This is a genomic window from Trueperella bonasi (assembly GCF_030811535.1).
Classification (GTDB): domain Bacteria; phylum Actinomycetota; class Actinomycetes; order Actinomycetales; family Actinomycetaceae; genus Trueperella; species Trueperella bonasi.
Genome location: NZ_JAUSQX010000001.1, coordinates 1,713,615 through 1,736,654, shown reverse-complemented (window position 1 = coordinate 1,736,654; position 23,040 = coordinate 1,713,615). Strand labels below are relative to the sequence as shown.

The following is a 23,040-nucleotide window of genomic DNA, read 5'->3' as shown; positions in this document are numbered from 1 at the left end:
ACAAGATGCGCCCCGCAGCGTCCGAACCTCGATGTCTACCATTGAAGTGGAGCACAGCGGCAGTCTTTTAACCATTTACGTCGACGGCGTGGAGTCCTCGGCCGTCGACCTCGCAGATCCCGCGCATCTCGAGTTCGAATACATGCAACAAATCCGTATCGCAACTAACGCGATGTTTACCGCCGGGCGGCCTTTGCGTGCACTGCACCTTGGGGCCGCGGGCTGCGCTTTGGCCCGGGCGCTCGAAGCAAGCCGCCCAAATTCGAGGCAACTTGCCATTGAGATCGACGCCGAACTAGCCACGCTCGTCCGGGACTGGATCGACTTACCCTCAGCGCCACTCCTTCGCATTCGAGCAGAAGACGCCCGCCAAACCCTGGACACGAACAAGGGCACCTGGCACTTGATCGTCCGCGACACGTTTGCCGCCGGGCGTATCCCTCATCACCTGGCCACCGTCGAGGCGCATCGCAAGGCGGCGGACCTGCTTGACTCTGAGGGCCTTTATTGCCTGAACATCGCAGGCGAAGCCGGTCTAGCCCCGGTGTATCGGGAAGTACGCGCCTTGCGCGAATCATTTCCGCACGTTGCCGGAATTTCTGATCCCGCGATCGTTAAGGGCCGCAGGTTCGGCAACGTCATCTTGATTGCCTCGCACCGCCGCCTACCGCTTGCCGAAATTTCCCGCCACGTTGGGCGCTTGCCGCTACCGACCGTCGTCGTCAGTCAAGAACGCCTCGAGGAAGCGGCGATCGGTGCGCGCCTGCTCTACGATCGCGATATTGGTTGGCCGCCAGCTAACGAGGCCGGCGCTTAGCTTCGCGCGCGGCCGCCTTGCGCGCCTCGAATCGGGCCTGATACCGCGCTATTACCTTGCGCAAAGGTGGAACGGTAATGCCGCGTTCGGCGTCGCGCTTGCGGGTTTTGCGCCGGAAAACCTCAAGCATCACCATGCCCACGATCCACGCGAACACCTGGGTGGACATCGCGAGTTTGAAATCGCCTGCCCCCAACGGCGCCCCTTGCGAAGACCAGTCGAGAACGACGCCGATCAGCCAGGCCGTGATGAGCGCGGCGATAAAACCACCCATGTTGATCAGCCCATTGGCAGTTCCTAGGCGGCGGACCGGAATCGAGGTGCGCGCATAGTCGAAGCCGATGCTCGAAGCGGGCCCGGTGGCCGCGATCACGACGAGCAGCACGACGATCATCCACAGTGGAGCGGGTGCAGGCAACACCAAAACCAGTGCCCATACCGCTGCCAGCGTGCACGAGATCCCATTGACGATCCAGATCCGGCGCATTGAATGGCGTGCGGTTAACTCGCCAACCAAGGGGCCAAGAATGATCGCAGCGCCCGTTACCACAAGCAAAATTGCTGAAGAACCGGCCTGACTCATTCCCTGATGGATCTGAAGAAAGGGCACGCCCCACAACAGCAAAAACACGGTTTGCGGAAAGTTGCCCACCCAGTGTGTCCAAAAGCCAAGCCACGACGCCGGTTCGCGAAGGGTTTGGCTGATCGTCATGTCGTCAGTGTCGGAAACGGTGGAGGTCATCTGCCGAGCGAGGTCTTCGTCATCTTCTTCGATGTGCGTCAGCGTCCATTTCTTTGGCGTGTCACGAATGAAAGCAAAGGCAAGGCCGGAAACAGCAACGCCCAGAATCGCAAGTCCGCCAAAGGCGGGCGCCCATCCAACGTTGGCCAACAGATACGCAAAAGGCACCGAAGAAATGAACTGTCCAAGCCCGCCAATGATACCCGTCAGCTGAGTAAACAGCGGGGCGCGGCGAGGGGCAAACCACGATGGAACGATTCGGATCACGGATGTGAAGGCCGTAGCGTCACCCAAGCCCACTAATACGCGGGCCGCGAGCGCGAATCCCACCGTGTCTGCCAGTGCCATCCCCACCTGGCCAGCGGCGAGAATGATTGCGCCACTTCCGAGTAGTACTCTGGGGCCGAATTTGTCGAGCAGCAGGCCCACCGGGATTTGAGCGGCGGCATACACGCCTACTTGCACAACCGTGAATAGGGAAAGAGTTGCCGCGCTGATGTCGAAACGGTCGATTGCAGTAAGGCCCGCAACGCCAAAGGACGTTCGTCCCGCTACGGCAACCGCATATACGGCAACGGCGATGAGCCAGACGAAAACTGCCACTTTGTGGCGGGTCATTCTCCCTCGTTTTCCTCGTTGTTTTCGATCTCGGGATTCTCGGATTGAATGCCGGTTGGCGGTTGCGCTGCCTGGTCATCATCTGCCAGCTCTTCGCCAGCCGATTCTTGCGCTGCGGGACTAGCCCTGCGTAGATCTTCACCGATTCGCCGCAGGTCTCCCGCGTACTGGTCGGTTGAGTACTGATCACCCAACTGAGGTGGTTGCTTGCTCTTTTGGACGCGGTCTAAAGGTGAGGAGTCCTGGCTGGCCAGGAATTGTTCGACGGCGTCGCCAATTTCATCCGACGAGGGAATGCGCGGCACGATTTCTTCGTTGGTGACGAAGCCAAGTTCGGATTCGTCATAGTCATGTTCGAGCTTTTTAATGAGCGCATCAAAATCCGAGCCCTCCTCCCGCAATTCGGCGATCGCCTTTTGCTGGTTGTCCTCGAGTTGTTCAAGGTCACCGAGCGGGAACGTTGGGCCGCCGCGGGCAGCCAGCATTTTAATCGCCGCGAGCGCTCCGGCAAAAAATGGACTGTCTCCGCGCACCAGGTAGAACGGCACGCGGACGCGAATGTTGACGACGGGAATTTCTTTTTCCGCCGCCATGTATTCGAAGACGTCGGAAAGTTCGGCGTAGTGTTCAGCAAATCCTTCGACGACGGGATGGTCACCGGCCGTGGCCCGGATCAGCATGTCGACGGGCCGGGTATGCGGCACTGGGGCTGGCATGGCGGCGAATGAATACACCTGCTGAACGCCGAAGCGTTCGATGATGTCAATAATGGTTTCGGAGATTTCGCGCCAACGGAAGTCGGGTTCTTGGCCGGAAAGGTAGAGGAAGTTTTTCCCGTGCACGTCCGTGACCAGTGAGAGGCGCACCGATGGCACCGTGACACCCACGAGGTGCCCGTCGGCGTAGCTGACGATTGGGCGCTGGGCTCGGTAGTCGAAAATAGCGTCCGAATCGAAAGTGCCGATTGGTTCGTCGTCGAGGGTTTGAATGGTGGCGTTAATGGCCTGCGCGGTGTCACCGGCGTCGATCAAAGGGTCGACGAGGTTGATCACAAGCGTGTCTACACTTAGGCCGCTTGCCATCGAGTCAAGAGTGAAAAAGTCAGTCAAAAATGCCTCCGCTTCTACATTCTCATAACGCTTGGCAGTTGGCTAACTATTCCGCGCGTTAACCGGCTGTGGGTTAGGACACGAGTTGGCAATCGGGGTGGCAATTCAGGAATAATTGACTGCCATATTCCGACCCAGGGAGCACGATTGCACGAGAATCGATCTGCCATTGATCTGGCCATTGCCGAAGAGCAAGCCTTCGTTGATGTTGCCTATCAGGCCCTTGATCGCCAGCGCGAGTATTACACCGAGCAGCTTGCGCGGGTTCGCGGGCAAGGTGGTGGTGGCACGCCGAGTTCTGTGTCGGAACGGGATTCGTTTGCCACCCACTACGAAGATAATTTGATTCGTCTGCGCAATTTGGAAAACCGGCTTGTCATGGGTCGCCTAGATCACGAGGGCGGCAACGTCACGCATATTGGGCGGATGACGCTTCGTGACGACGATCAAGAAATTTTGCTGACCGATTGGCGCGCTCCACAATCCGAACCGTTTTATCAGGCGACGGCGGCACATCCGGCTGGCATTGTGCGGCGGCGGCATATCCAGACCAGGTTTCGGGAAGTGACCGGAGTCGAAGATGAACTCCTGTCACAAGAGGCCGATTCTTCGGGCCTGAATCTCACGGGTGAAGGCGCGCTCATCGCGGCGATGAGCGCGGCGCGTGACGGCAAAATGGGCGACATTGTGGCCACAATTCAAGCTGAACAGGATCGCATCATCCGCGCTGATGCCAGCGGAATCCTCGTGGTGCAAGGCGGGCCGGGCACGGGCAAGACTGCCGTGGCGCTCCATCGAGCCGCCTACCTGCTGTATACCCACCGGGAAAGACTCGCCCGTTCCGGGGTGCTCATCGTTGGGCCCTCCCCCGTCTTTTTGCGCTATATCGATCAGGTTTTACCATCACTTGGCGAGTCCGACGTAGTCTCCACAACCATCGAAGCGATGGTGCCCGGCGTCGCCGTCTCCGCTTGCGAAAGCGCTGAAGTTGCCGAAATCAAGGGGCGCGCGCAGTGGGCAACATACGCCAAGCGCGCAATCTCGCGGATCGTCCAAAAACCGTTGAAGGAAACGGTTTCATTCAAGATCAACGGCAAGCGCGTGCGGCTCACTCCGGACATGGTCGACGACGCACAGCGCCGCGCCCGCCGTAGCGGTAAACCACACAACGAAGCGCGGGACATATACGCCCGAAAGCTGGTCACCGAACTTGCCCAGCAGTTCGCAAACGCTTTTGAAACAACTCTTGAAGATTCGGACTGGTTGATCTCCGATGTCGCCGAATCGAAGGATGCGCGCCGGGAAATCAACCTGCACTGGATGCCCAGCTCGGCAACCGAATTACTAAAACGCATCTACCACTGGCCCGAGCTGCTCGAGCGCATCGCACCAGAACTGTCACAGCGCGAACGCGAACTCTTGCGCCGCGAGCGCGAATCGGGCCTGACCGCGGCAGATATCCCAATCGTGGACGAACTTGCCGAGCACCTTGGCGAATTCCTCTCCGATGCCGAACGCACCAAGCGCAACGCCAAGCAAATTGAAGAAAACGAGCTGTCCAACTACGTCGCTCAAACGATGGATTCGATGGGATTGGGTGGCGGTATCGTAAATTCACAGATGATGACGCAGCGCCTTGGCACCCCCGCTTCCGGGCACACGTTGGCAGAACGCGCAGCCGCCGATCGCACGTGGACGTACGGGCACGTCGTCGTTGATGAAGCCCAAGAACTTTCGGCCATGCAGTGGCGGATGATCGCCCGGCGAAACCCGGCCAAGTCAATGACGCTCGTCGGCGATCTTGACCAGCGGCCAGCTGGCGCCCCAACAGGTGGGTGGGACGAGGCACTCGGTGAGCTATCGACGTTCCATCGCGTGGAACAGTTGACGATCTCCTACCGCACGCCGGCAAGTGTGCTCGAACGCGCCGCGCGCGTCATGGAATGCGCGGGTTACGACGTCGGACACATGCGGCCAGCGCGCGACCTTGAAGGAGCCTACCGCCGCACGCAAGGCGGGGAAGCGGAATTGGTGTCGCTGGTCCAAAAAGCTGCACGCGAGCTCGACGAAGACTTCGGCGAAGGGCGCGGTTCGATCGCCGTGATCACCGCGCAAGCCGAGCACGGCGCCGTCGGGGATGCACTGGCAGCCTCGCCCATTCTCAGTGACTGGACGCTCGATCGCACCGGAACTGAAATTTCGGCAAGAATACATGTGCTCACCGCTAGAATGGCAAAAGGGTTGGAATACGACGTCGTCGTGCTCGTTGAACCCCACGCCGTTTTGGCTGACGGGCCCGGCGATCTGTACGTGGCCATGACGCGCCCCACGCGCCGGCTAGACGTTCTGTACCGAAGCGCACTGCCCCACGGCCTATAGCTACACAGGGGCAAGGTGCAAAGAAAGAGTGATGTTGTGACGCGAATCCTTCTCCTAGAAAATCCGCATGCCAGTGCCGATGAGGTCTTCGAACGCTACGGGGTTGAGGTGGTCCGGATTTCCGGCTCCCTCGAAACCAAAGAGCTCATCGAAACGCTTCAGGGTTTCGACATGCTTGGGATCCGCTCCAAGACGAACGTGACCCGCGAGGTCATCGACGCCTGCCCGCAGCTGGCATCCATCGGCGCCTATTGCATTGGCACCAACCAGATCGACCTAGAAGCCGCGGCCGATCATGGAATCGCCGTTTTTAACGCGCCCTACTCCAATACCCGTTCGGTGGTAGAACTCGCAATTGGCGAGCTGATCTCGCTGGTACGCCAGATACCGTCGAAGAATGCGGCCCTCCATCAAGGAATCTGGGAAAAAACCGCCGACGGATCGCACGAGGTTCGCGGAAAAACGCTCGGGATTATCGGCTACGGTTCGATCGGCTCGCAGCTTTCCGTCGTCGCTGAAGCGCTCGGAATGAAAGTGATCTTCCATGACATTGCCGAACGGCTTGCGCTCGGCAACGCGGCGCCGGTTTCGCTGGATGAGCTGCTTCAACGTGCCGACGTCGTCAGTTTGCATATCGACGGGCGCGGCTCTAACACCGGCTACTTTGACGCCGAAAAATTTGCGAAGCTCAAGGACGGCGCGGTGATCTTGAACCTTGCCCGCGGGCACGTGATGGATCTTGATGCCTTGCGAGAGGCCGTGACCTCCGGCAAGGTGGCGGGCGCGGCCGTGGACGTGTTCCCCACCGAGCCCCTAGCTAACGGCGATCCGTTTTCCTCCTCGCTCATCGGGCTCAACAACGTGATTTTGACACCCCACATCGGCGGTTCCACCCTCGAAGCCCAAGAATCGATCGGCCAGTTTGTAGCCATGAAGATGATGAATTACTGGCGTAAGGGATCGACTGACATGTCCGTCAACATCCCGAATATTTCGGCATCGCCCACTGCCGAGTCGCTTCACCGCGTGGTGTGGTTCCACTGGAACACGCCGGGCGCGCTTGCGGATGTCAACAGCCTATTTGCCGAACATCGCGTGAACGTGACATTCCAATCCTTGGCGACGAGCGGCGAATACGGCTATATGGTCACCGACACTGCGGCCGGGATTCCGCCCGAAATTTTGGATAGGCTCGAGCACGCGAAGGCGCATATTCGTTTGCGGTTGCTCACGCGTGAGTGATTACCCAAGCACTCGTGGTTACGTTCGCGTAACCTTAGAGGAGTATCTGCGAAAGGGACATCAATGACCAACATGGAACGCGCGCACTCTCGATATCCCGAGGGTGTTCCAACCGAGATTGAACCGGTAACGACGACGATCGACCAGCTTTTGTTCTCCGCAGCCGAGGATTTCCCCGAGCGGGTGGCGATTGATTTCCTTGGTCGGGAATACACGTATGCTGAAGTTCTGGATGAGGTTAAACGCGCGGCGCAAGTTTTGACGATGGTTGGTGTTCGGCGCGGCGATGTGATTTCTGCAATCTTGCCGAATTGTCCGCAGCACTACGTGCTGTTCTATGCGGCGATGGCTCTTGGCGTGACTCTCGCGGAGCACAATCCGCTGGCCCCTCGCAAGCAGATCGAAGATCAAATTGAACTTGTTGGTTCCAAGGTCGTCATCGGCTGGGAGCAGACGCTCGAGAAGCTGATCGTGGACGGCGACTTTAAGGGCCGCACATACCTGGCCGTGAATTTGACCAAGGCGCTGCCAGCGAAGTCGCAGTTCCTACTGAAATTGCCGGTTAAGGCTGCTCGTCAGCAGCGTAATAAGCTGCGCGGTAAGGTGCCGGCGGGCGTGCACTCCTGGGATAACCAGGTCAAGCACAATGCGCCGCTTGATCTTTCGCGTGAAGAGGGCCCCGACGTCGAGTCCCTCGCCGTGCTGTTGATGACTGGAGGAACCACGGGCACTCCGAAAGCCGTGCAACTCACGCATGGCAATTTGTTGTCGAACACGAAGCAGGCCGACGCCTGGCTGGTGGACATGGTTCGCGGCACGGAAACTGTGGGCGCGGTTCTTCCGTTCTTCCACGCGTTCGGTCTTCAGCTATCGATGCTCGTGTGCGTGTACATGGCTGCAACCCAGGTGATGATCCCGACTTTCGATGTGGATATTCTACTCGCCGCTCACAAACGCCATCCGATCACGTTCTTTGGCGGGGTACCGCCGATGTTTAAGAAGATTCTGGACGCGATCGATGAAGGCAAGCAGGCTGATCTTTCCACGATCCAGTACTCGGTTTGCGGAGCAATGCCGTTGGATCCTGCGCTGGCGGCTCGCTGGGAACAAAAGTCCGGCCTGATTATTGAGGGCTACGGCATGACGGAAGCCTCGCCAGTGATTTCTGGTTCGCCGGTGAGCGAACGACGCCGGCCATCCACGTTGGGATTGCCCTTCCCGTCGACTGAGATCAAGGTTGTTGACCAAGACGATCCGACCAAGGAGCTCGGCGAGGGCGAGATCGGCGAAATTTGCGTGCGCGGACCGCAAGTTTTCTCCGGCTACTATAAGAATCCGGAAGAGACCGACATCGCCATCCGGGATGGCTGGTTACATACGGGTGACCTCGCGCGCTGGGATGACGGTTTCCTAATTATGGCCGATCGCCGCAAGGAAATGATTATCAACTCCGGATTCAACGTCTACCCTTCCGAGGTGGAGTCAGCGGTTCGCGATATGCCGGGCGTGGTGGACGTTGCCGTGGTTGGCATGCCGACCGATTCGTTCTCCGAAGCCGTGGTGGCAGCTCTCGTGCTCGAGCCCGGTGCGAATGTGGATCTCGATGCTGTTCGCCAGTGGACCGAGGATAAGCTCTCCCACTATGCAATGCCGAAGTCGATCGCGATTTTCGATGATCTTCCGCGTTCCCAGCTTGGTAAGGTGATGCGCCGCCGTGTCAAGGAGCAGTTGGAGAATTTGGAATTGGCTTCGGGCCAGTGGCGCGATCGGGCTTCCGCGGCTTCGCATCGCACTGCAGACAGGATAGATGGCTACGTCAGTGCCGTGAAAGAAAAGGCTGCGAGCGCAAAATCCAGCCTATCGGCGCTGAGCGCCCATTCGGCTCCACGACATGATGATGGCAGCGGCTCCCAGGCTCAAGATCAGTCAGATCAGGGCCGCGATTAGGCTTACGCATCTTCGCTGGAGTTATCTAGCATTTGCGTTCTTTCAGGCGCCTGGGAATCTTCCGGGAATTGCGAGCTTCGCAGTTCCCGGATTGCTTCTTCAAAGTCTTCGAGCGTTTCAAAGTTCGAATAGACGGAGGCAAAACGCAGGTAGGCCACCGTGTCGAGTTCGCGAAGCGGATCGAGGATCGCTAGGCCGACGTCTTGCGAATCAATGTGGGCTGCACCCGAGGCGCGAAGTGTTTCTTCAACCTGCTGGGCCAGTACTGCCAATTGGTCACGCGTAACGGGCCGGCCTTGGCAAGCGCGGCCAACTCCAGAGATGATTTTGTCACGCGAGAACGGTTCCGTAGTTCCCGAGCGCTTTGTGACCATTAGTGCGGCTGTTTCTTGCGTGGAGAATCGACGGGCGCATGAGGGGCATTCTCGACGACGTCGAATGGTTTGTCCGTCGTCGCTCGTGCGCGTGTCGACGACTCGAGAATCCTCATGGTGGCAAAAGGGGCAGAACATGTTCAATAAACTACAGCCGAATGTCACCATTATTCAAACACGGCGAAGTGCGCGCCGTAGATTTCGTGCTAATAAGCCGGCAAAATAAGCTCTGTGCCTGCAGCTACAACACTGCTTTCGAGTGCATTGAGTTCGGCGATGTCTTGAACGATCTGTGCGGTCGGAATATCAACCGGCATCGCTTGCGCGATCGACCACAGCGAGTCACCCGCGACGACAGTAATCGCGTCTCCGGCTTGCAGGCCCAAACCGAGTGCCGTGTAAAGAAAGATGCCCAAGGCAAAAACCAATACCATGCCGGCCAGGGTTAAGGTGACCTTGACGGCATTGTCGAAGTTCAACTCTGGTGAGTAGGTGCGAGCCTGCGATGCGCGCATCCTGCGCTGCTCCATTCTCGGCTGCCTGGACGGCCGGGCTGGCGCTCCAGACCGGCGAACTGGCTCCTTCGACCAACGGACGGCAAGGGCTGCTTCATCCGCGGATGCAGCCGTTGGAACTGCGTGAAGCGTATTACCACGAGTGTTGGGCCGATCCTGGCGCACGGCAGGCCCGTAGCGCTTGAGATCCCCCTCCCGTACAACCCGCAACCGCGGGGCTCCTGCACGAGCCCTAGCATCGCCGTATCCTTCAACATCGCCAAATGTTAGTGCCGTCATGCTTCCTCCTCGAACAACTGTTCGTCGAACGTCTGTTTGAATCCTAGCCGAACACCCCAGCGATGTCCAGAACCTTTGTTCGACACGCATTAGAACACGTGTTTGAACAACAGTGGCTCGCCCGGTAGGCTTGCGAGAAGTCAACCGCACGGCTCCGACAAAAAATTTTGCCGGCAGGAGGATCCATGACCAAGGTGAAACTTTCCGATCGTCAAACCTCGATCCTGCGCGCGATTTGCGCGGGGCTTACAGAAAATGGCTACCCGCCCACTGTTCGTGAAATCGGTGAAAAGGTTGGGCTCAAATCGTCCTCTTCCGTCAAATATCAGCTTGACCTCCTTGAGAAGGCCACGTGCATCGTTCGAGATCCGCGGCGTCCGCGAACTTTAGAAGTTACAGATCTTGGCCTAGAACTTGCGGGTGAGTGGGCACCTGCTAAGCGGCAGATCCCGTCGTCGTCGAATATCCGTGCCGTGGAAGAAGAAGCCGAAGATACTTACCGTATCGATGATCTTGAAGTGAACGTGAGCGCACCGGTCAACGTACCAGCCGTCGGGCGAATTGCCGCCGGCGGCCCGATCCTTGCCGAACAGGTGATCGAAGACGTCTTCCCACTTCCCCGGCAACTGACTGGCACGGGCGATCTTTTCATGCTCGAAGTATCGGGCGATTCGATGATCGATGCCGCTATCTGCGATGGCGACTGGGTAGTTGTACGCCGCCAGCCGGTGGCTGAAAATGGTGAAATCGTTGCCGCGATGATTGACGGCGAAGCAACGGTAAAAGCCTTCCAAAAGAAAGACGGCCACATTTGGCTGCTCCCTCGCAACTCGAACTATGCTCCGATCCCGGGCAATGATGCGGAAATTCTTGGCAAGGTGGTCACGGTCCTTCGCGCACTCTGAGCACTTTCGCCCTCAGCGCCGCGCTCAAATATCCGAAGATAGCCTCTCAAGAGCGCCAAGAACCACCTCACGGTCCGTCGTCGGCCACATCTTCGGCAACGAAGCCAGTAAGAAGCTGCCGTATCTGCGAGTTCGTAAGCGCGAATCCAGCACGGCCACAACACCGCGATCAGTGGTGCGGCGCAGCAAACGCCCAGCCCCCTGCGCAAGTAGAAGCGCGGCCTGCGTAGCAGAAACGGACATGAAAGCATTGCGGCCATCGCGCGTCGCAGCCTCATTACGAGCCTGAATCAACGGATCATCCGGGCGCGGAAACGGAATTCGGTCAATAATCACGAGCCGGCAGGTCCGGCCCGGCACGTCCACCCCCTGCCACAGTGAGATCGTGCCAAACAGCGAAGCGGACGGATCGGCCGCAAACTCCTCAAGCAGGGTAGGAAGCTGGTCCTCACCCTGTACAAGCACCGGCACATCCAGTGCCTCACGCACGTACTCGGCAGCTCGCTCGGCACCCACCCGCGAAGTAAACAGGCACAGAGCACCGCCCCCGCTTGCCCTGATAAGCTCCACAATTTCAGAAAGGTGCTGATCCCCGTAACCATCGCGCCCAGGTGGATTCAGATGCTCGGCCACGTACAAGATGCCCTGCTTGGCAGGATCAAACGGACTACCAACGTCCAAGCCGGACCACTCCCCCTGGCTTGGAAAGGTGAAGCCCACTCGATTCGCAACGGCATCGAAACTACCGCCCACTTGGAGAGTCGCAGAAGTTAACACAACGGGCGTGTTTTCAAAAAGGTTGTCAGCAATCGAGGCGGACACATCCAAGGGCGCAAAATACAACGTGTAAGAGTCATTGAACTCGCTCGCCCACAGCACCCGGGTGCCAAGCTGGACGGCATCACCGAGCACCTCGCTACACATCTCAGACATCTCGCCCAGCCGCGAGCGCAACACCTGTTTGGCCGCATTCTGCTCCTCGTTACCGCCGCCCATTGCTGATACGGCCTCGCCGGCAGCCTGAATCTTGCCCAAAATCCGTGCCACTACATCGCTCAGTTCCTCTCTGAGCTTGACGATCCGCCCTTCACCGATATCAGCGAGCACATCGGAAAGTTCCTCTGCGGCGTCGGGCAAGCCTTCGTCATCAAGCCCCGCCTGGCGGAGCAAGCGCGCGATAGAACGCAAATCGTATCCGGCAAGTGACCGGGTCAGTTGGGTTGTCACCCGATCAACCAGATCGTGTGCTTCATCAACGATGTAGGCGTGCGATTCGGGCAGTACCGGCGTACCTGATGCCTGAATCCCCAGCAGGGAATGGTTGGTCACCACGATGTCAGCCTCGTCTGCCATAGCCCGCGCCCGCACCGGGAAACATTCGTGGCGCAGCGGGCACGATTCACCGATACATTCGCGTTTCTGGATCGAAATCTGCTGCCAGGCCCGATCCGACACGCCTGGAACAAGATCGTCGCGATCGCCAGTTTCGCTTGTCAGCGCCCACTGCCGAGCTCGCACCACCTCTTCACCCGTCGCCGTCGCACCAAACTCGCCCTCAGCTCGCGAAAGAAGCGCGTCTTCTTCCGGATATCCGCCGTCAACCTTGCGTAGGCACGCGTAGTTATTCCACCCCTTCAAAAGGGCAACATTGACGTGTGCGCCATAGATTTCGCGCAGGGCATCGGCGACGGCGGGCGCGTCCTGTTGCATAATCTGCCGCTGCAACGCGAGGGTCGCTGTCGAAATGATCGCCCGCTGGTCGGATTGCGCCGCCCACACCATCGCCGGAATCAGATAGCCAAATGATTTACCCGTGCCGGTGCCGGCCTCCACCATGAGGTGGCCCTCATCAACGAGGGCCTCGTACACGGCGTCGACCATCTGTTCTTGGCCATCGCGGCGCGCTCCCCCGATGCTATCCACAACATGATCGAGTACCCGCCGCGGCTCGAGTTCAGTCACTGGGCGCGGCTTTCATGATTCCGGCCTCCACGAGCAAACCCTCGATTTCGGGGCTTACCCGCGCGTGCATGTGCGTGCCCTCAGCCTCGTGGTCTTGCGAAAGAATTTCGCCCTCATTGTGAATCCGGTTCACAATATCGCCGCGCTCGTAGGGGATAACAAGGTCGATTTCCACGGCCGGGCGCGGTAAACGTTCAGCCACGCGTCCGCGCAGTTCGTCGATTCCCTCACCGGTCACGGCGCTGACGAGCACCGAATTCGGATAGCGGCTACGCAATGTGGCCACCGTGATCGCGTCGGCAATATCTGCCTTCGATAGCACGATCAGCTCAGGGATTGCTTCCGTTCCCTCCACGCCTGCCAGCACCTGATGGACGGCGTCGATCTGCCCGATGGGATCATCGTGTGCCGCATCGACTACGTGTAGCAATACGTCGGCGTCGCCCGCCTCCTCCAAAGTGGATCGGAACGCCTCGACGAGCTGGGTGGGAAGATTGCGCACGAAACCAACCGTGTCCGTGAGCGTGTATTCGCGCCCGTCGTCGGTTTCGGCGCGCCGCACGGTGGGATCGAGCGTAGCAAAAAGCGCATTTTCGACCAGCACGCCCGCTCCCGTGAGCACATTCATGAGTGAAGATTTCCCGGCATTGGTATACCCAACGACGACGACACTCGGCACGCTTTTACGCTTGCGGTTGTGCCGGCGCGTTTGACGGGAATTTTCCATCTGCTTAATTTCGCGCCGTAGTTTGCCCATGCGCTGGCGGATTCGCCGCCGATCAAGTTCGATCTGCGTTTCGCCCGGCCCGCGCGAGCCAATACCCTCACCGCCGGCCACCCGGCCACCTGCCTGCCGGGACATCGACTCACCCCAGCCGCGCAAACGCGGTAAAAGGTATTCCAGTTGGGCGAGCTCCACCTGCGCCTTGCCCTCTTTAGATTTTGCATGCTGGGCGAAGATGTCCAAGATCAGCGCAGTTCGGTCAATGACCTTGGCATCAACGATGTCCTCCAACGAACGGCGCTGAGTTGGCGCCAGCTCGGAATTAACGATCACGGTATCGGCGCCATGGCTGGCAACAAGATCCGCGAGTTCGCTCGCCTTACCCGAGCCGAGATACGTGGCCGGATCGGGTACCTGCCTGCGCTGTAGCACCCCGTCCAGAACCTGCGAGCCCGCCGTTAGCGCGAGAGCCGCCAATTCACGCAGGGATTCTTCGCCTGCGCGCATATCGCCGTCGGTCACCAGACCAACGAGCACAACCCGCTCAAGGCGCAGCTGCCGGTACTCAACCTGACTAACATCGGTGAGTTCTGTGGAAAGGCCGGCAACGCGGCGCAGCGACGATCGTTCCTCACGATCGAAAGAATCACCGGCCCAGTGGCCGTGGTAAGCAGGATCTGCCTGGAGTGCAGTGGCCTTGCCGGCATGCAATTCGAACTCTTGTGCTTCGTTGATAGGTCGTCTCCTCGTGTTTTTTCTATTGTCTTACAGCCGGCGTCAAAACGGGGTATCTTGGCGCCGCGCGCGATACGCTATTGGCGTGAATGAGCATTATTTTTCCAGCCGCCCCACAGCCAAAGACGCTCCGCGTCAGATTGATGTCCGCATCTTGGGTGAAGACTATCGCGTCACGACGACCTCAGGAATCTTTTCTCACCAAGGTGTTGATAAAGGCACTGCGGTCTTGCTGCACAAGGCGCCGTTGCCCGATCTTGCGCCGGGCTCGACGATCGTCGATGTGGGCTGCGGCTGGGGGCCGCTGACTCTCGCGTTAGCAGCACAATACCCAGATTCGCGAGTCTACGGCATCGACGTGAACGAACGCGCACTGGCACTGACAGCGGAAAATGCGCGCGCCGCCGGGCTGGGCAATGTGAGCGTCATCAACGAATCTACTGCCGACATCTCTAACATTGACTTGCTGTGGTCCAATCCCCCGATCCGGATTGGAAAAGCAGCCCTACACGAACTGCTCACTACGTGGCTAGGAAAACTTTCGCCAAAAGGCGTGGCCTACCTCGTGGTTCAACGAAATCTGGGCTCGGATTCCCTTGCCGCCTGGCTGAGTAAGAACGGTTTCCCGACGGCGAAACTCGGCTCGCAAAAGGGCTTCCGCGTCCTTGAATCACGGCGGGAGTCCTAGTTCTGACAGTCCCGCTGGCTACATCTGCGGCTCAAGGCCGCGGGCTACGTCGCCAGCACAATCTGGTTGACGATCGTGTCTGCGAGCGAGCCGAGTGCTGCGCCGTCGTCGATATCGAGCCACTGGATTCGCGGATCGCGGCGGAACCACGTGCGCTGCTTTTTTGCCAGTCGGCGGGTTGCCTGCGCTACAGAGTCGATCGCGCCCTGCACATCCAGCTCTCCGTCAATCACGGCGATCGCTTCAGCGTACCCCGTTGCTTTCCGTGCAGTCTCTCCCGTGCGAAGGCCATCGGAGATCAACGCCCGGGTCTCTTCGATCAAGCCGGCGTCAAACATCTGCCGCGCCCGCTTCACGATCGCTTGTTCAAGAGCCTCTTTTTCTCGCCGTACCCCGAACATGTGAAGTCTCTCGTAGTGGCTCGTGTGCCGCGGGAAAACCGGGGTATAGGAGTGCCCGGTAAGCCGAACCACTTCGAGCGCCCGGATCACCCTACGCGGATTAGCCAGATTAATCGTTTGCGCGGAGACCGGATCTTTTTCACGCAGCTCGGCGATCAGCGGTTCGAGCCCCCGATCACCGTGGACCTGTTCAAGCTCAGCGCGAATCGCGGGATCGGTGCCCGGGAAATTCAGCTCGTCAAGCAAGCCGGACACATAAAGCCCCGATCCGCCCACCACAACGGGAATCTTGCCCCGTTCGCGGATGGCTTCCAGGTCAGCTCGTGCGTGGCGCTGATAGGCCGCAACTGAGGCCCTCTGCGTCACGTCGAGCACGTCGAGTTGGTGGTGGGTGATTCCACGGCGCTGGTCGGGCGGTAGTTTCGCGGTTCCGATATCCATCCCCCGATACAACTGCATGGCATCGGCCGAGATGATTTCGACGGCGTTCGGCCCGCCGAGCCGATCGGCGAGCTCGAGCGAAAGCGCCGTTTTACCGGAGGCAGTTTGCCCAACGATCGCCACTATCGGGATCATTGTGGCGCGCCGATCCTAATCTTTGGCACGCCAAGCGATACGGGTGCGAGCCCGTTCGCTTCGTCGATAAGCTCCTGCTTGCGTGCCTCACCACGCTCCCAAGCGTCTCCGGCCCGCGTACGCCGGATGGAAAACTCTCCACCTTCCAGTGCTGAATCCGCAAGTAGGTGGAATGGTGCAGCGTGGGTGACCCGTGCAGTGACGCAGTCTCCCGGCCGGGGATGTTCTGATTCTGACAGATCGGCAGGCAGAGCGACGTGGACGAGCCGATTGTCGCGGGCGCGCCCGGAGATTCTGTGGGTGGTCTCGTCCTTGCGGCCCTCACCGTCGGAAATGAGAACCTCGACGAGTTCACCTTCTAGCTTTTGCGATTCCTCAAGACCGATACGGTTTTGCAGTTCAACGAGTCGATTGAGCCTGTCCTTTGCGACGTTCTCAGGAACTTGGCCGACCATGTCCGCTGCTGGAGTTCCCGGCCTAGGTGAATAGATAAAGGTAAAGGCCGAGGTGAATCGAGATTTTTCGACGATGTCCAGCGTTTGTTGGAAATCCTCTTCCGTTTCGCCAGGGAATCCGACGATGATGTCCGTGGTAATCGCCGCGTTCGGGATCCGAGCGCGAACGCGGTCGAGGATTCCGAGAAATTTTTCCGAACGGTAGGAGCGGCGCATAGCGCGAAGGATCCGGTCCGAGCCGGATTGGAGGGGCATGTGAAGCGATGGCATCACGTTCGGGGTTTCTGCCATGGCGTCGATGACGTCGTCGGTAAAGGCTGCCGGGTGCGGCGAGGTGAAGCGGATGCGTTCCAAGCCTTCGATTTCTCCAGCTGCTCTCAAAAGCTTGGCGAATGCTCCGCGGTCACCGAAACTGACCCCGTAGGAGTTGACGTTTTGGCCAAGGAACGTAATTTCAATAGCGCCCTCGGCAACAACGGCCTCAACTTCGGCGAGAATATCGCCCGGGCGGCGGTCACGTTCTTTACCTCGAAGGTGCGGAACGATACAGAATGTACACGTGTTGTTGCAACCAACCGATATGGAAACCCACGCAGCAAAAGCAGATTCGCGCCTAGTTGGAAGCGTCGAGGGGAAAACTTTCAAGGATTCTTCGATTTCCACTGCCGCTTCGTTATTGTGCCGGGCTCGTTCTAAGAGCACCGGCAACACATCGAGGTTGTGCGTTCCGAGCACGACGTCGACCCACGGCGCCTTGTCAACGATTCCACCGCGCAACTGCTGCGCAAGGCAACCGCCGACGGCGATCTGCATACCCGGCCGCTCCCGTTTGACCGATGCTAGCTGGCCAAGATTGCCAAATAGTTTGTTCGACGCGTTTTCACGAACGGAGCAAGTATTGATTACGAGCACGTCCGCGCCTTCGTCACCGGCCTCGGTTGCACGGGCCGCTTTCGACGGCACTTCGGAGACGTGGACGTAGCCGGCCTCTTCGAGCAGGCCGGCTAGGCGTTCGGAATCATGCACATTCATTTGGCACCCGAGGGTGCGAACTGCGTAAGTCTTCGGCTCAGTCATCTCCGACATTCTAATGGGTGCTCGTACTTAAGGCTCGCGCAGGGCATGCGAGATCGGACGCATTATTGGAACTTACCTACGCAAAATTAGCGGAGTATTCCACACGGCTCAGCCAATTCAGAGTTTGCCTTAGCTATCGGCTTTCACTGAACGCGGCTTCCATGGCGGCGCGAATTTGACTAGATGAAAATCCACGACGCCCGAGTGCCCCGTAGAGCCTGCGTTTTTGAACCTTGGGAGCCACGTGGCTCATTGACCGCAGCTTTCGCACCGCGAAGTCGATAGCGGCTTCTTCCTCATCTTCGCTGGTAATCTGCTCGAGCGCAGCATCGGCAATTTCGCCGGTTATTCCTTTGCGCTCGAGCTCCATTCGAAGGGCACGCCGGGAGGTGGTCTTCCCAGCGAACCGAGTGCGCACGAACATGCCGGCAAAGCGCTCGTCGTTGACGAGGTCTGCATCGATGAAAGCGTCGAGCGTATCTTGGGCGATTTCACCCGGCACGAGGTTTTTCTCCATTGCCTCTTTGAGCTGGGCGGTGGATCTTTCCATCATTGCAAGCTGTCGATAACACAAGTCTTTGGCATAACTTCGCCATTCTTCTTCGGATCGAGCTGCGGCGCGTTCTTTCTTGCGAGCGGCGATCTCCTGCGGGGATCGCCACTTGCGTGCACGCCTGTTGCCAAAGTCAGCTTCCTCGGCGTAGTTAACCATTATACTTCGGCAAGTTCCTCAAGGTTTTCACTTGCATCTTCACCATCGAGGCCGTCTGCATCGGGTTTGGCGTACTCACCCACACCGAGGGCCTTCAAGACTTTACCTTGGATTTCCTCGGCAATCTCGGGATTATCCCTGAGGAACTGGCGCGATTTCTCCTTACCCTGCCCAAGCTGGTCACCTTCGTAGGTGTACCACGAGCCAGACTTACGCACCACGCCCGCATCTACTGCCATATCAATGATTCCGCCCTCACGCGAGATTCCCTGGCCGTAGAGGATGTCGAACTCAGCTTGCTTAAACGGCGGAGCCATCTTGTTCTTCACAACTTTCACGCGGGTGCGGTTACCCACCGGCATGGAGCCTTCTTTGAGGGTTTCAATTCTGCGTACATCGAGGCGTACAGACGAGTAAAACTTCAAGGCACGCCCACCCGTCGTCGTTTCCGGATTACCGTAGAACACGCCAATCTTCTCACGCAGCTGGTTGATGAAGATAGCCGTAGTTCCGGAGGCGGAAAGCGCACCCGTGAGCTTACGCAACGCCTGAGACATGAGGCGCGCCTGCAGGCCGACGTGCGAATCGCCCATTTCACCTTCGATTTCCGCTTTGGGCACGAGCGCCGCAACGGAATCGATCACGATGATGTCGAGAGCGCCGGAACGGATCAGCATGTCGGCAATTTCAAGCGCCTGCTCTCCCGTATCGGGCTGCGAAACAATCAAAGCGTCGGTATCTACGCCAAGATTTTTCGCATACTCGGGATCCAGAGCGTGCTCGGCATCGACAAAAGCGGCGATACCACCCTGCGCCTGAGCGCTTGCGACAGCGTGCAGGGCCACGGTCGTCTTACCCGATGATTCAGGCCCATAAACCTCAACCACTCGGCCACGCGGAAGGCCACCGATGCCAAGAGCAATATCGAGAGCAAGGGAGCCAGTGGGGATCACCTTGACTCGCTGTTCGGGCGCGTCACCCAGACGCATTGCCGAACCCTTACCGAATTGGCGATCAATCTGACTCAGGGCTGTCTCTAGTGCCTTTTCACGCTCGCCTGTCTTTTTCTTCGACATCTGAATTCCTTTCGTGGCTGTCGCATTGCGGATAGAACAGGTCATTTCTACGCAGACCGCCCTCTCCGAACGGCTACGAACAACGGTATGCCCGACCTCCGACATAAGTTTTTCCGCAAGCGCCAAATGTGGAGAACACCTGCAGAAAATGTTGTCGTGGACAACTTTAACCGAACAGCTGTTCGAACAGCGCTTAGGCGCGGGCGTGTTTCGCATCACTTTGCTCAAGTGCACAGCGGCACTTTGCGCAGCGACAGCATTATCCGTGGCAGGTCCATCCCGCTTTCGGAGGTCCATAAAGTCCGCGGGAGGTCCATAAGCCAAGGAATTTCCGGGTTACGGTGGCTTACCGATCTCCGACGACGAGAAGAACCCCCGACGGCGAAAAGAACCTCCGCAGGTCCAGCGGGCGGCACCAACCCCCGCGTGCGGGATTAACGACAAAAATGGGCCTGGTGAACAGATTTCGTTCACCAGGCCCTTTCAGCTCTTAATCTGCAATTTCTGGGTTTACGCGACTACCTAAGGGATTCGCTATAGCTCTGTAGCTCTTAGCGCCGTGCCCCTCTTGGATCCTTTCGATGGAGAAACTCATAGGATTCTGGAAGATCCATCGCGAGGCGCAATTCGTGCCAGACCGTTTGAGGATCAACATGGGCTGCAAGCGCCTCTTCGGCAGTGCGGGACCCAAGTTCGGGAATCACCAGATCGCGTACAAGTGCACGGCCGTGGCCGGACGGAAATGCGCGATCGACGACATCCCAGAATTCGGTGTGCCTCATACTCCGGAGAGTTCGCCGTTCAACAAAGCTTCTGCGGTATCCGGGATACGAACCCCAGCTGCGCGGGCAGCCTGAGCCTTGCGAACCATCGGAGGCGTACGGCCCTCCGCAATGTCAATGCGGTCTGCAACCAAGCGAAGAACGTGGCTCAACGGCACGTTCAGTGCGTGGCAGATCGAGTGCAACAACTCGGAAGAAGCTTCCTTTTGACCGCGCTCAACCTCGGAAAGGTAGCCGAGGGAAACGCGGGCATCCGAAGAGACTTCGCGCAGTGTGCGCCCTTGGCGCTGGCGGTAATCACGCAGGACATCACCAAGTTCGCGGCGGAATAGTACTGGCTCGGTGCGAACATAGGATTCATTCATCATTGTCATGCTTTATTCTCTCTTCATTCTTTCTTAGCGGAATTCGCTGTCAGTAGTAACTCCTGCTGATAGCTAAATATTCCCACACCAATCTGAGTATTTCCTGAAAGTCCACTCAGAGTTGCCGGAGGTTTGAGCACTACCGAAGCACTAGCGTGAGGGCCTCTAAAACCGACGCATTCCGCACGGCGTCGCGGTTTCCAGCAAAGCTGAACGCAGCCGAAGAAGCCCCTACAGCAGTGGCCAGGCCCACATAGACAGTTCCTGGCGCGTGTCCACCCGAGGGCCCTGGGCCGGCTACACCCGTTGTTGACAAGCCAACATCGGCGTCGTAAAGTTTCGCGACCCCGGACGCCATCTGTGCCGCCACCTCGGCGTCAACTGGCCCCGCTCGATCCAAAAGCTCTTGCTCAACACCGAGCACACTTGCCTTGGTGTCAGTCGCGTACGCAACCACGCCCCCGCGAAAACAGGCCGACGCTCCCGGAACTGCCACGATTGTGGCCGCAAGCAAACCGCCAGTGAGGGATTCAGCGACGGCGATAGTCCGCCCTGCACGCGTTAATCTTTCGACCAACTCGCCAGCTAACCGCTCCACCTGTCGAATTTCAGGCGCGCGATTTCCAGATTCACTCACACCTTGGCTCCGGCTAGTCGAGTCTGCTTGCTTCACGGATATACTCCCACGCCGATGTGAGCGCAAAGAACAACGCGATGGCGATCAGCGCGTAACAGATCCACACCGCCCCGGTTGCCAAAGCCTCCGGCAAGAACGAGTGCCACGGAATGATAAGCCCCCCGATCCCTAACGATTGGGCGAACATTTTGATTTTTCCGCCGCGCCCAGCTGCCATCACCTTTTTCTTTACCACAGCCATGCGCATGATCGTGATGCCCAGCTCGCGCACAATAAACACGATGGTCACCCACCACCACAACCAGCCGTTCACGGAAGCCATGATCATGGCGGATAGAATCAAAAACTTGTCCGCAATAGAGTCGGCGAGCTTGCCGAAATTCGTGATCAGCCCGCGGCTACGGGCAAAGTACCCATCGAGTTGGTCGGTCATCGCCGCGATAGCAAAGACCGCCCAAGCTATCCAGCGCCGCTCCACCGTGGGTTCCAATAGCAGCCAGATAAACACGGGAACAAGCAGCAGGCGCAACACGGTCAGCGCGTTGGCTATGTTGACAATAGGTACCTGAGATTTTTCGTCCACTGCCCTAGTCTAGTGGATAGTGCTCTGGTTGATGGAGCCGATACCATTCCGCTCACGCTGGAGGACCTTTGAAATTTTGCGCACTAACCGCCCTCACGGCCCTCACGGCCCTCACGATCCTTGGTGGCTGTTCCGATTCGACGTCGTCGCACTCGCCAGATTCCCCTGCCCCACCCTCTAGCTCCGCCAGCTCGCAACCTGCCACGCCGCCGACGAGCCCAAGCCCCGAACCAGCGGAACCCGAATATTTTACGGTCGTTTCCGGTGGCGATATTTTGCTCCATCTGTCCGTCAATGAATCGGCCCGGATTCAGGGCGAAACCTATGATTACACGCCCTTATACGCCGACATTCAAGATTTCATTGCGAATGCGGATGTCGCAATCTGCGCACTTGAGGTGCCAATCGTTGGGCCGGATCAGATGCCGTCAAATTACCCGAATTTTGGTGCGCCCTGGGATTTAGCCGAATCGCTGGCAAACATCGGCTTCGACGGGTGTGCGGTTGCCACCAATCACACCTTGGACCGCGGTTTTGGCGGTGTGGAGAGCACGATCGGTGCGCTCTCCGAAGCGGGTATGGGTTGGGCAGGATCGGCTCGCACAGCAGACGAGGGCGAAGAGATCCAGTTCTATGATCTGCAGGGCGAGAACCAAGACGTGTCAATCGCCCACATTTCAGCGACGACGCTCACCAACGGCATTCCGATCCCGGCCGATCACCCATATTCCTGGAACGTCGTCGGTGAACTCGGCCAGCCAGTTGACACGATCATTGACGATGCGAAGAAAGCTCGCGAACTCGGCGCAGATATCGTGATCGTGTCCATGCATTGGGGGACCGAATACGTGAACGATCCCGTGCCTGAGCAGGTGGAAATCGCCGCGCAGCTCGCCGATTCGGGCGAAGTTGACCTCGTTTTCGGTAATCATTCGCACGTTCCCCAACCGCTCGATTTAATCCCGGGTGGCCCGGATGGCGAGGGCATGTGGGTGGTTTATTCGATGGGTAACCAGATTTCTGGGCAGACCGTGCAAAACCACGGGCCGCGCGTCACAACGGGGCTGCTCACAACGGCCACGATAGAAGTGCGTGGCGAAGGCGATGCGTCCATAACCGATTTCGATTACACGGTGGTTACCCAAGATCGCGCCGCGGGCGAACGGCTGCGCCCACTCACACCGCTCGTTAACGGCGAATACCCCGCCGATCTGGCTCTTTCGCACTACGAGATCACATCGCGTGCGGATGCTACCTATCCCGTGATGTCTGGTTCGGGCGAGGAACGCACGGCCTCTCCACCAGACACGGGTGCAACGCTCACAATCACACGCAAGTAA

Annotated in this window: 21 protein-coding genes; 7 read left to right on the top strand and 14 right to left on the bottom strand. The window is 58.5% G+C overall.

From position 1 onward, the window contains the following. Nucleotides 1-31: 31 nt before the first annotated feature. Nucleotides 32-817: a spermidine synthase gene (locus tag J2S70_RS07935; protein WP_307683183.1), complete on the top strand. Its 786-nt coding sequence runs from the start codon at nucleotides 32-34 to the stop codon at nucleotides 815-817. Here the strand turns inward: J2S70_RS07935 and J2S70_RS07930 are convergent. After that, a complete protein-coding gene (locus J2S70_RS07930) occupies nucleotides 798-2,162 on the bottom strand; it encodes an MFS transporter (RefSeq protein ID WP_307683182.1) in 1,365 nt (454 codons plus the stop codon). The genes J2S70_RS07935 and J2S70_RS07930 overlap by 20 nt on opposite strands. 11 nt (nucleotides 2,163-2,173) lie before the next feature. Then, complete coding sequence (locus tag J2S70_RS07925) at nucleotides 2,174-3,286, bottom strand: PAC2 family protein (protein WP_307683181.1); 1,113 nt, start codon at nucleotides 3,284-3,286, stop codon at nucleotides 2,174-2,176. 147 nt (nucleotides 3,287-3,433) lie between these two features. On the opposite strand from J2S70_RS07925, the gene J2S70_RS07920 reads away from it, so the two are divergent. From J2S70_RS07920 to J2S70_RS07910, 3 genes are all read left to right on the top strand, one after another. Next, complete coding sequence (locus tag J2S70_RS07920; RefSeq protein WP_307683180.1) at nucleotides 3,434-5,665, top strand: HelD family protein; 2,232 nt, start codon at nucleotides 3,434-3,436, stop codon at nucleotides 5,663-5,665. Nucleotides 5,666-5,701: 36 nt separating this feature from the next. Further along, nucleotides 5,702-6,907: a phosphoglycerate dehydrogenase gene (gene serA, locus J2S70_RS07915; protein ID WP_307683179.1), complete on the top strand. Its 1,206-nt coding sequence runs from the start codon at nucleotides 5,702-5,704 to the stop codon at nucleotides 6,905-6,907. A gap of 63 nt (nucleotides 6,908-6,970) precedes the next feature. Then, nucleotides 6,971-8,854: an AMP-binding protein gene (locus J2S70_RS07910; RefSeq protein ID WP_307683178.1), complete on the top strand. Its 1,884-nt coding sequence runs from the start codon at nucleotides 6,971-6,973 to the stop codon at nucleotides 8,852-8,854. A gap of 2 nt (nucleotides 8,855-8,856) precedes the next feature. On the opposite strand, the gene nrdR is transcribed toward J2S70_RS07910, so the two are convergent. After that, on the bottom strand, nucleotides 8,857-9,366 hold the full coding sequence (gene nrdR, locus J2S70_RS07905) for a transcriptional regulator NrdR (protein ID WP_307683177.1): 510 nt from the start codon (nucleotides 9,364-9,366) through the stop codon (nucleotides 8,857-8,859). Nucleotides 9,367-9,434: 68 nt separating this feature from the next. After that, nucleotides 9,435-10,022, bottom strand: a complete 588-nt coding sequence (locus J2S70_RS07900) for a LysM peptidoglycan-binding domain-containing protein (RefSeq protein WP_307683176.1) — start codon at nucleotides 10,020-10,022, stop codon at nucleotides 9,435-9,437. A gap of 185 nt (nucleotides 10,023-10,207) precedes the next feature. Between J2S70_RS07900 and lexA the strand changes: the two genes are divergently transcribed. Beyond that, on the top strand, nucleotides 10,208-10,927 hold the full coding sequence (gene lexA / locus J2S70_RS07895) for a transcriptional repressor LexA (protein WP_307683175.1): 720 nt from the start codon (nucleotides 10,208-10,210) through the stop codon (nucleotides 10,925-10,927). 24 nt (nucleotides 10,928-10,951) lie between these two features. Here the strand turns inward: lexA and J2S70_RS07890 are convergent, their stop codons facing one another. Together J2S70_RS07890 and hflX are read right to left on the bottom strand one after the other, a co-directional pair. Further along, complete coding sequence (locus J2S70_RS07890; RefSeq protein ID WP_307683174.1) at nucleotides 10,952-12,889, bottom strand: ATP-dependent DNA helicase; 1,938 nt, start codon at nucleotides 12,887-12,889, stop codon at nucleotides 10,952-10,954. Then, nucleotides 12,882-14,348: a GTPase HflX gene (gene hflX, locus J2S70_RS07885; RefSeq protein ID WP_407702665.1), complete on the bottom strand. Its 1,467-nt coding sequence runs from the start codon at nucleotides 14,346-14,348 to the stop codon at nucleotides 12,882-12,884. Before hflX ends, J2S70_RS07890 begins: the two co-directional genes overlap by 8 nt. A gap of 85 nt (nucleotides 14,349-14,433) precedes the next feature. Here hflX and J2S70_RS07880 point away from each other — a divergent pair, with 85 nt between their 5' ends. Continuing rightward, nucleotides 14,434-15,036: a class I SAM-dependent methyltransferase gene (locus tag J2S70_RS07880; protein WP_307683172.1), complete on the top strand. Its 603-nt coding sequence runs from the start codon at nucleotides 14,434-14,436 to the stop codon at nucleotides 15,034-15,036. A gap of 44 nt (nucleotides 15,037-15,080) precedes the next feature. Here the strand turns inward: J2S70_RS07880 and miaA are convergent, their stop codons facing one another. From miaA to pgsA, 8 genes are all read right to left on the bottom strand, one after another. Beyond that, entirely contained in the window at nucleotides 15,081-16,013 is a 933-nt protein-coding gene (gene miaA / locus J2S70_RS07875) for a tRNA (adenosine(37)-N6)-dimethylallyltransferase MiaA (RefSeq protein WP_307683171.1), read from the bottom strand. Beyond that, nucleotides 16,010-17,545, bottom strand: a complete 1,536-nt coding sequence (gene miaB / locus J2S70_RS07870; protein WP_407702640.1) for a tRNA (N6-isopentenyl adenosine(37)-C2)-methylthiotransferase MiaB — start codon at nucleotides 17,543-17,545, stop codon at nucleotides 16,010-16,012. Before miaB ends, miaA begins: the two co-directional genes overlap by 4 nt. Nucleotides 17,546-17,678: 133 nt before the next feature. Beyond that, on the bottom strand, nucleotides 17,679-18,257 hold the full coding sequence (locus tag J2S70_RS07865) for a regulatory protein RecX (RefSeq protein ID WP_307683169.1): 579 nt from the start codon (nucleotides 18,255-18,257) through the stop codon (nucleotides 17,679-17,681). Then, nucleotides 18,257-19,333, bottom strand: a complete 1,077-nt coding sequence (gene recA / locus J2S70_RS07860; RefSeq protein WP_307683168.1) for a recombinase RecA — start codon at nucleotides 19,331-19,333, stop codon at nucleotides 18,257-18,259. Before recA ends, J2S70_RS07865 begins: the two co-directional genes overlap by 1 nt. Before the next feature lie 551 nt (nucleotides 19,334-19,884). After that, nucleotides 19,885-20,115 (bottom strand): DUF3046 domain-containing protein, encoded by a 231-nt coding sequence (locus tag J2S70_RS07855; RefSeq protein ID WP_307683167.1) that lies wholly within the window; start codon nucleotides 20,113-20,115, stop codon nucleotides 19,885-19,887. Further along, nucleotides 20,112-20,489, bottom strand: a complete 378-nt coding sequence (locus J2S70_RS07850) for a helix-turn-helix domain-containing protein (protein ID WP_307683166.1) — start codon at nucleotides 20,487-20,489, stop codon at nucleotides 20,112-20,114. Before J2S70_RS07850 ends, J2S70_RS07855 begins: the two co-directional genes overlap by 4 nt. Before the next feature lie 130 nt (nucleotides 20,490-20,619). Beyond that, nucleotides 20,620-21,117, bottom strand: coding sequence for a CinA family protein (locus tag J2S70_RS07845; RefSeq protein ID WP_307683165.1), 498 nt, complete (start codon nucleotides 21,115-21,117; stop codon nucleotides 20,620-20,622). Nucleotides 21,118-21,130: 13 nt separating this feature from the next. Next, a complete protein-coding gene (gene pgsA / locus J2S70_RS07840; RefSeq protein ID WP_307683164.1) occupies nucleotides 21,131-21,700 on the bottom strand; it encodes a CDP-diacylglycerol--glycerol-3-phosphate 3-phosphatidyltransferase in 570 nt (189 codons plus the stop codon). 68 nt (nucleotides 21,701-21,768) lie between these two features. Here pgsA and J2S70_RS07835 point away from each other — a divergent pair, with 68 nt between their 5' ends. Further along, nucleotides 21,769-23,040, top strand: coding sequence for a CapA family protein (locus tag J2S70_RS07835; protein ID WP_307683163.1), 1,272 nt, complete (start codon nucleotides 21,769-21,771; stop codon nucleotides 23,038-23,040).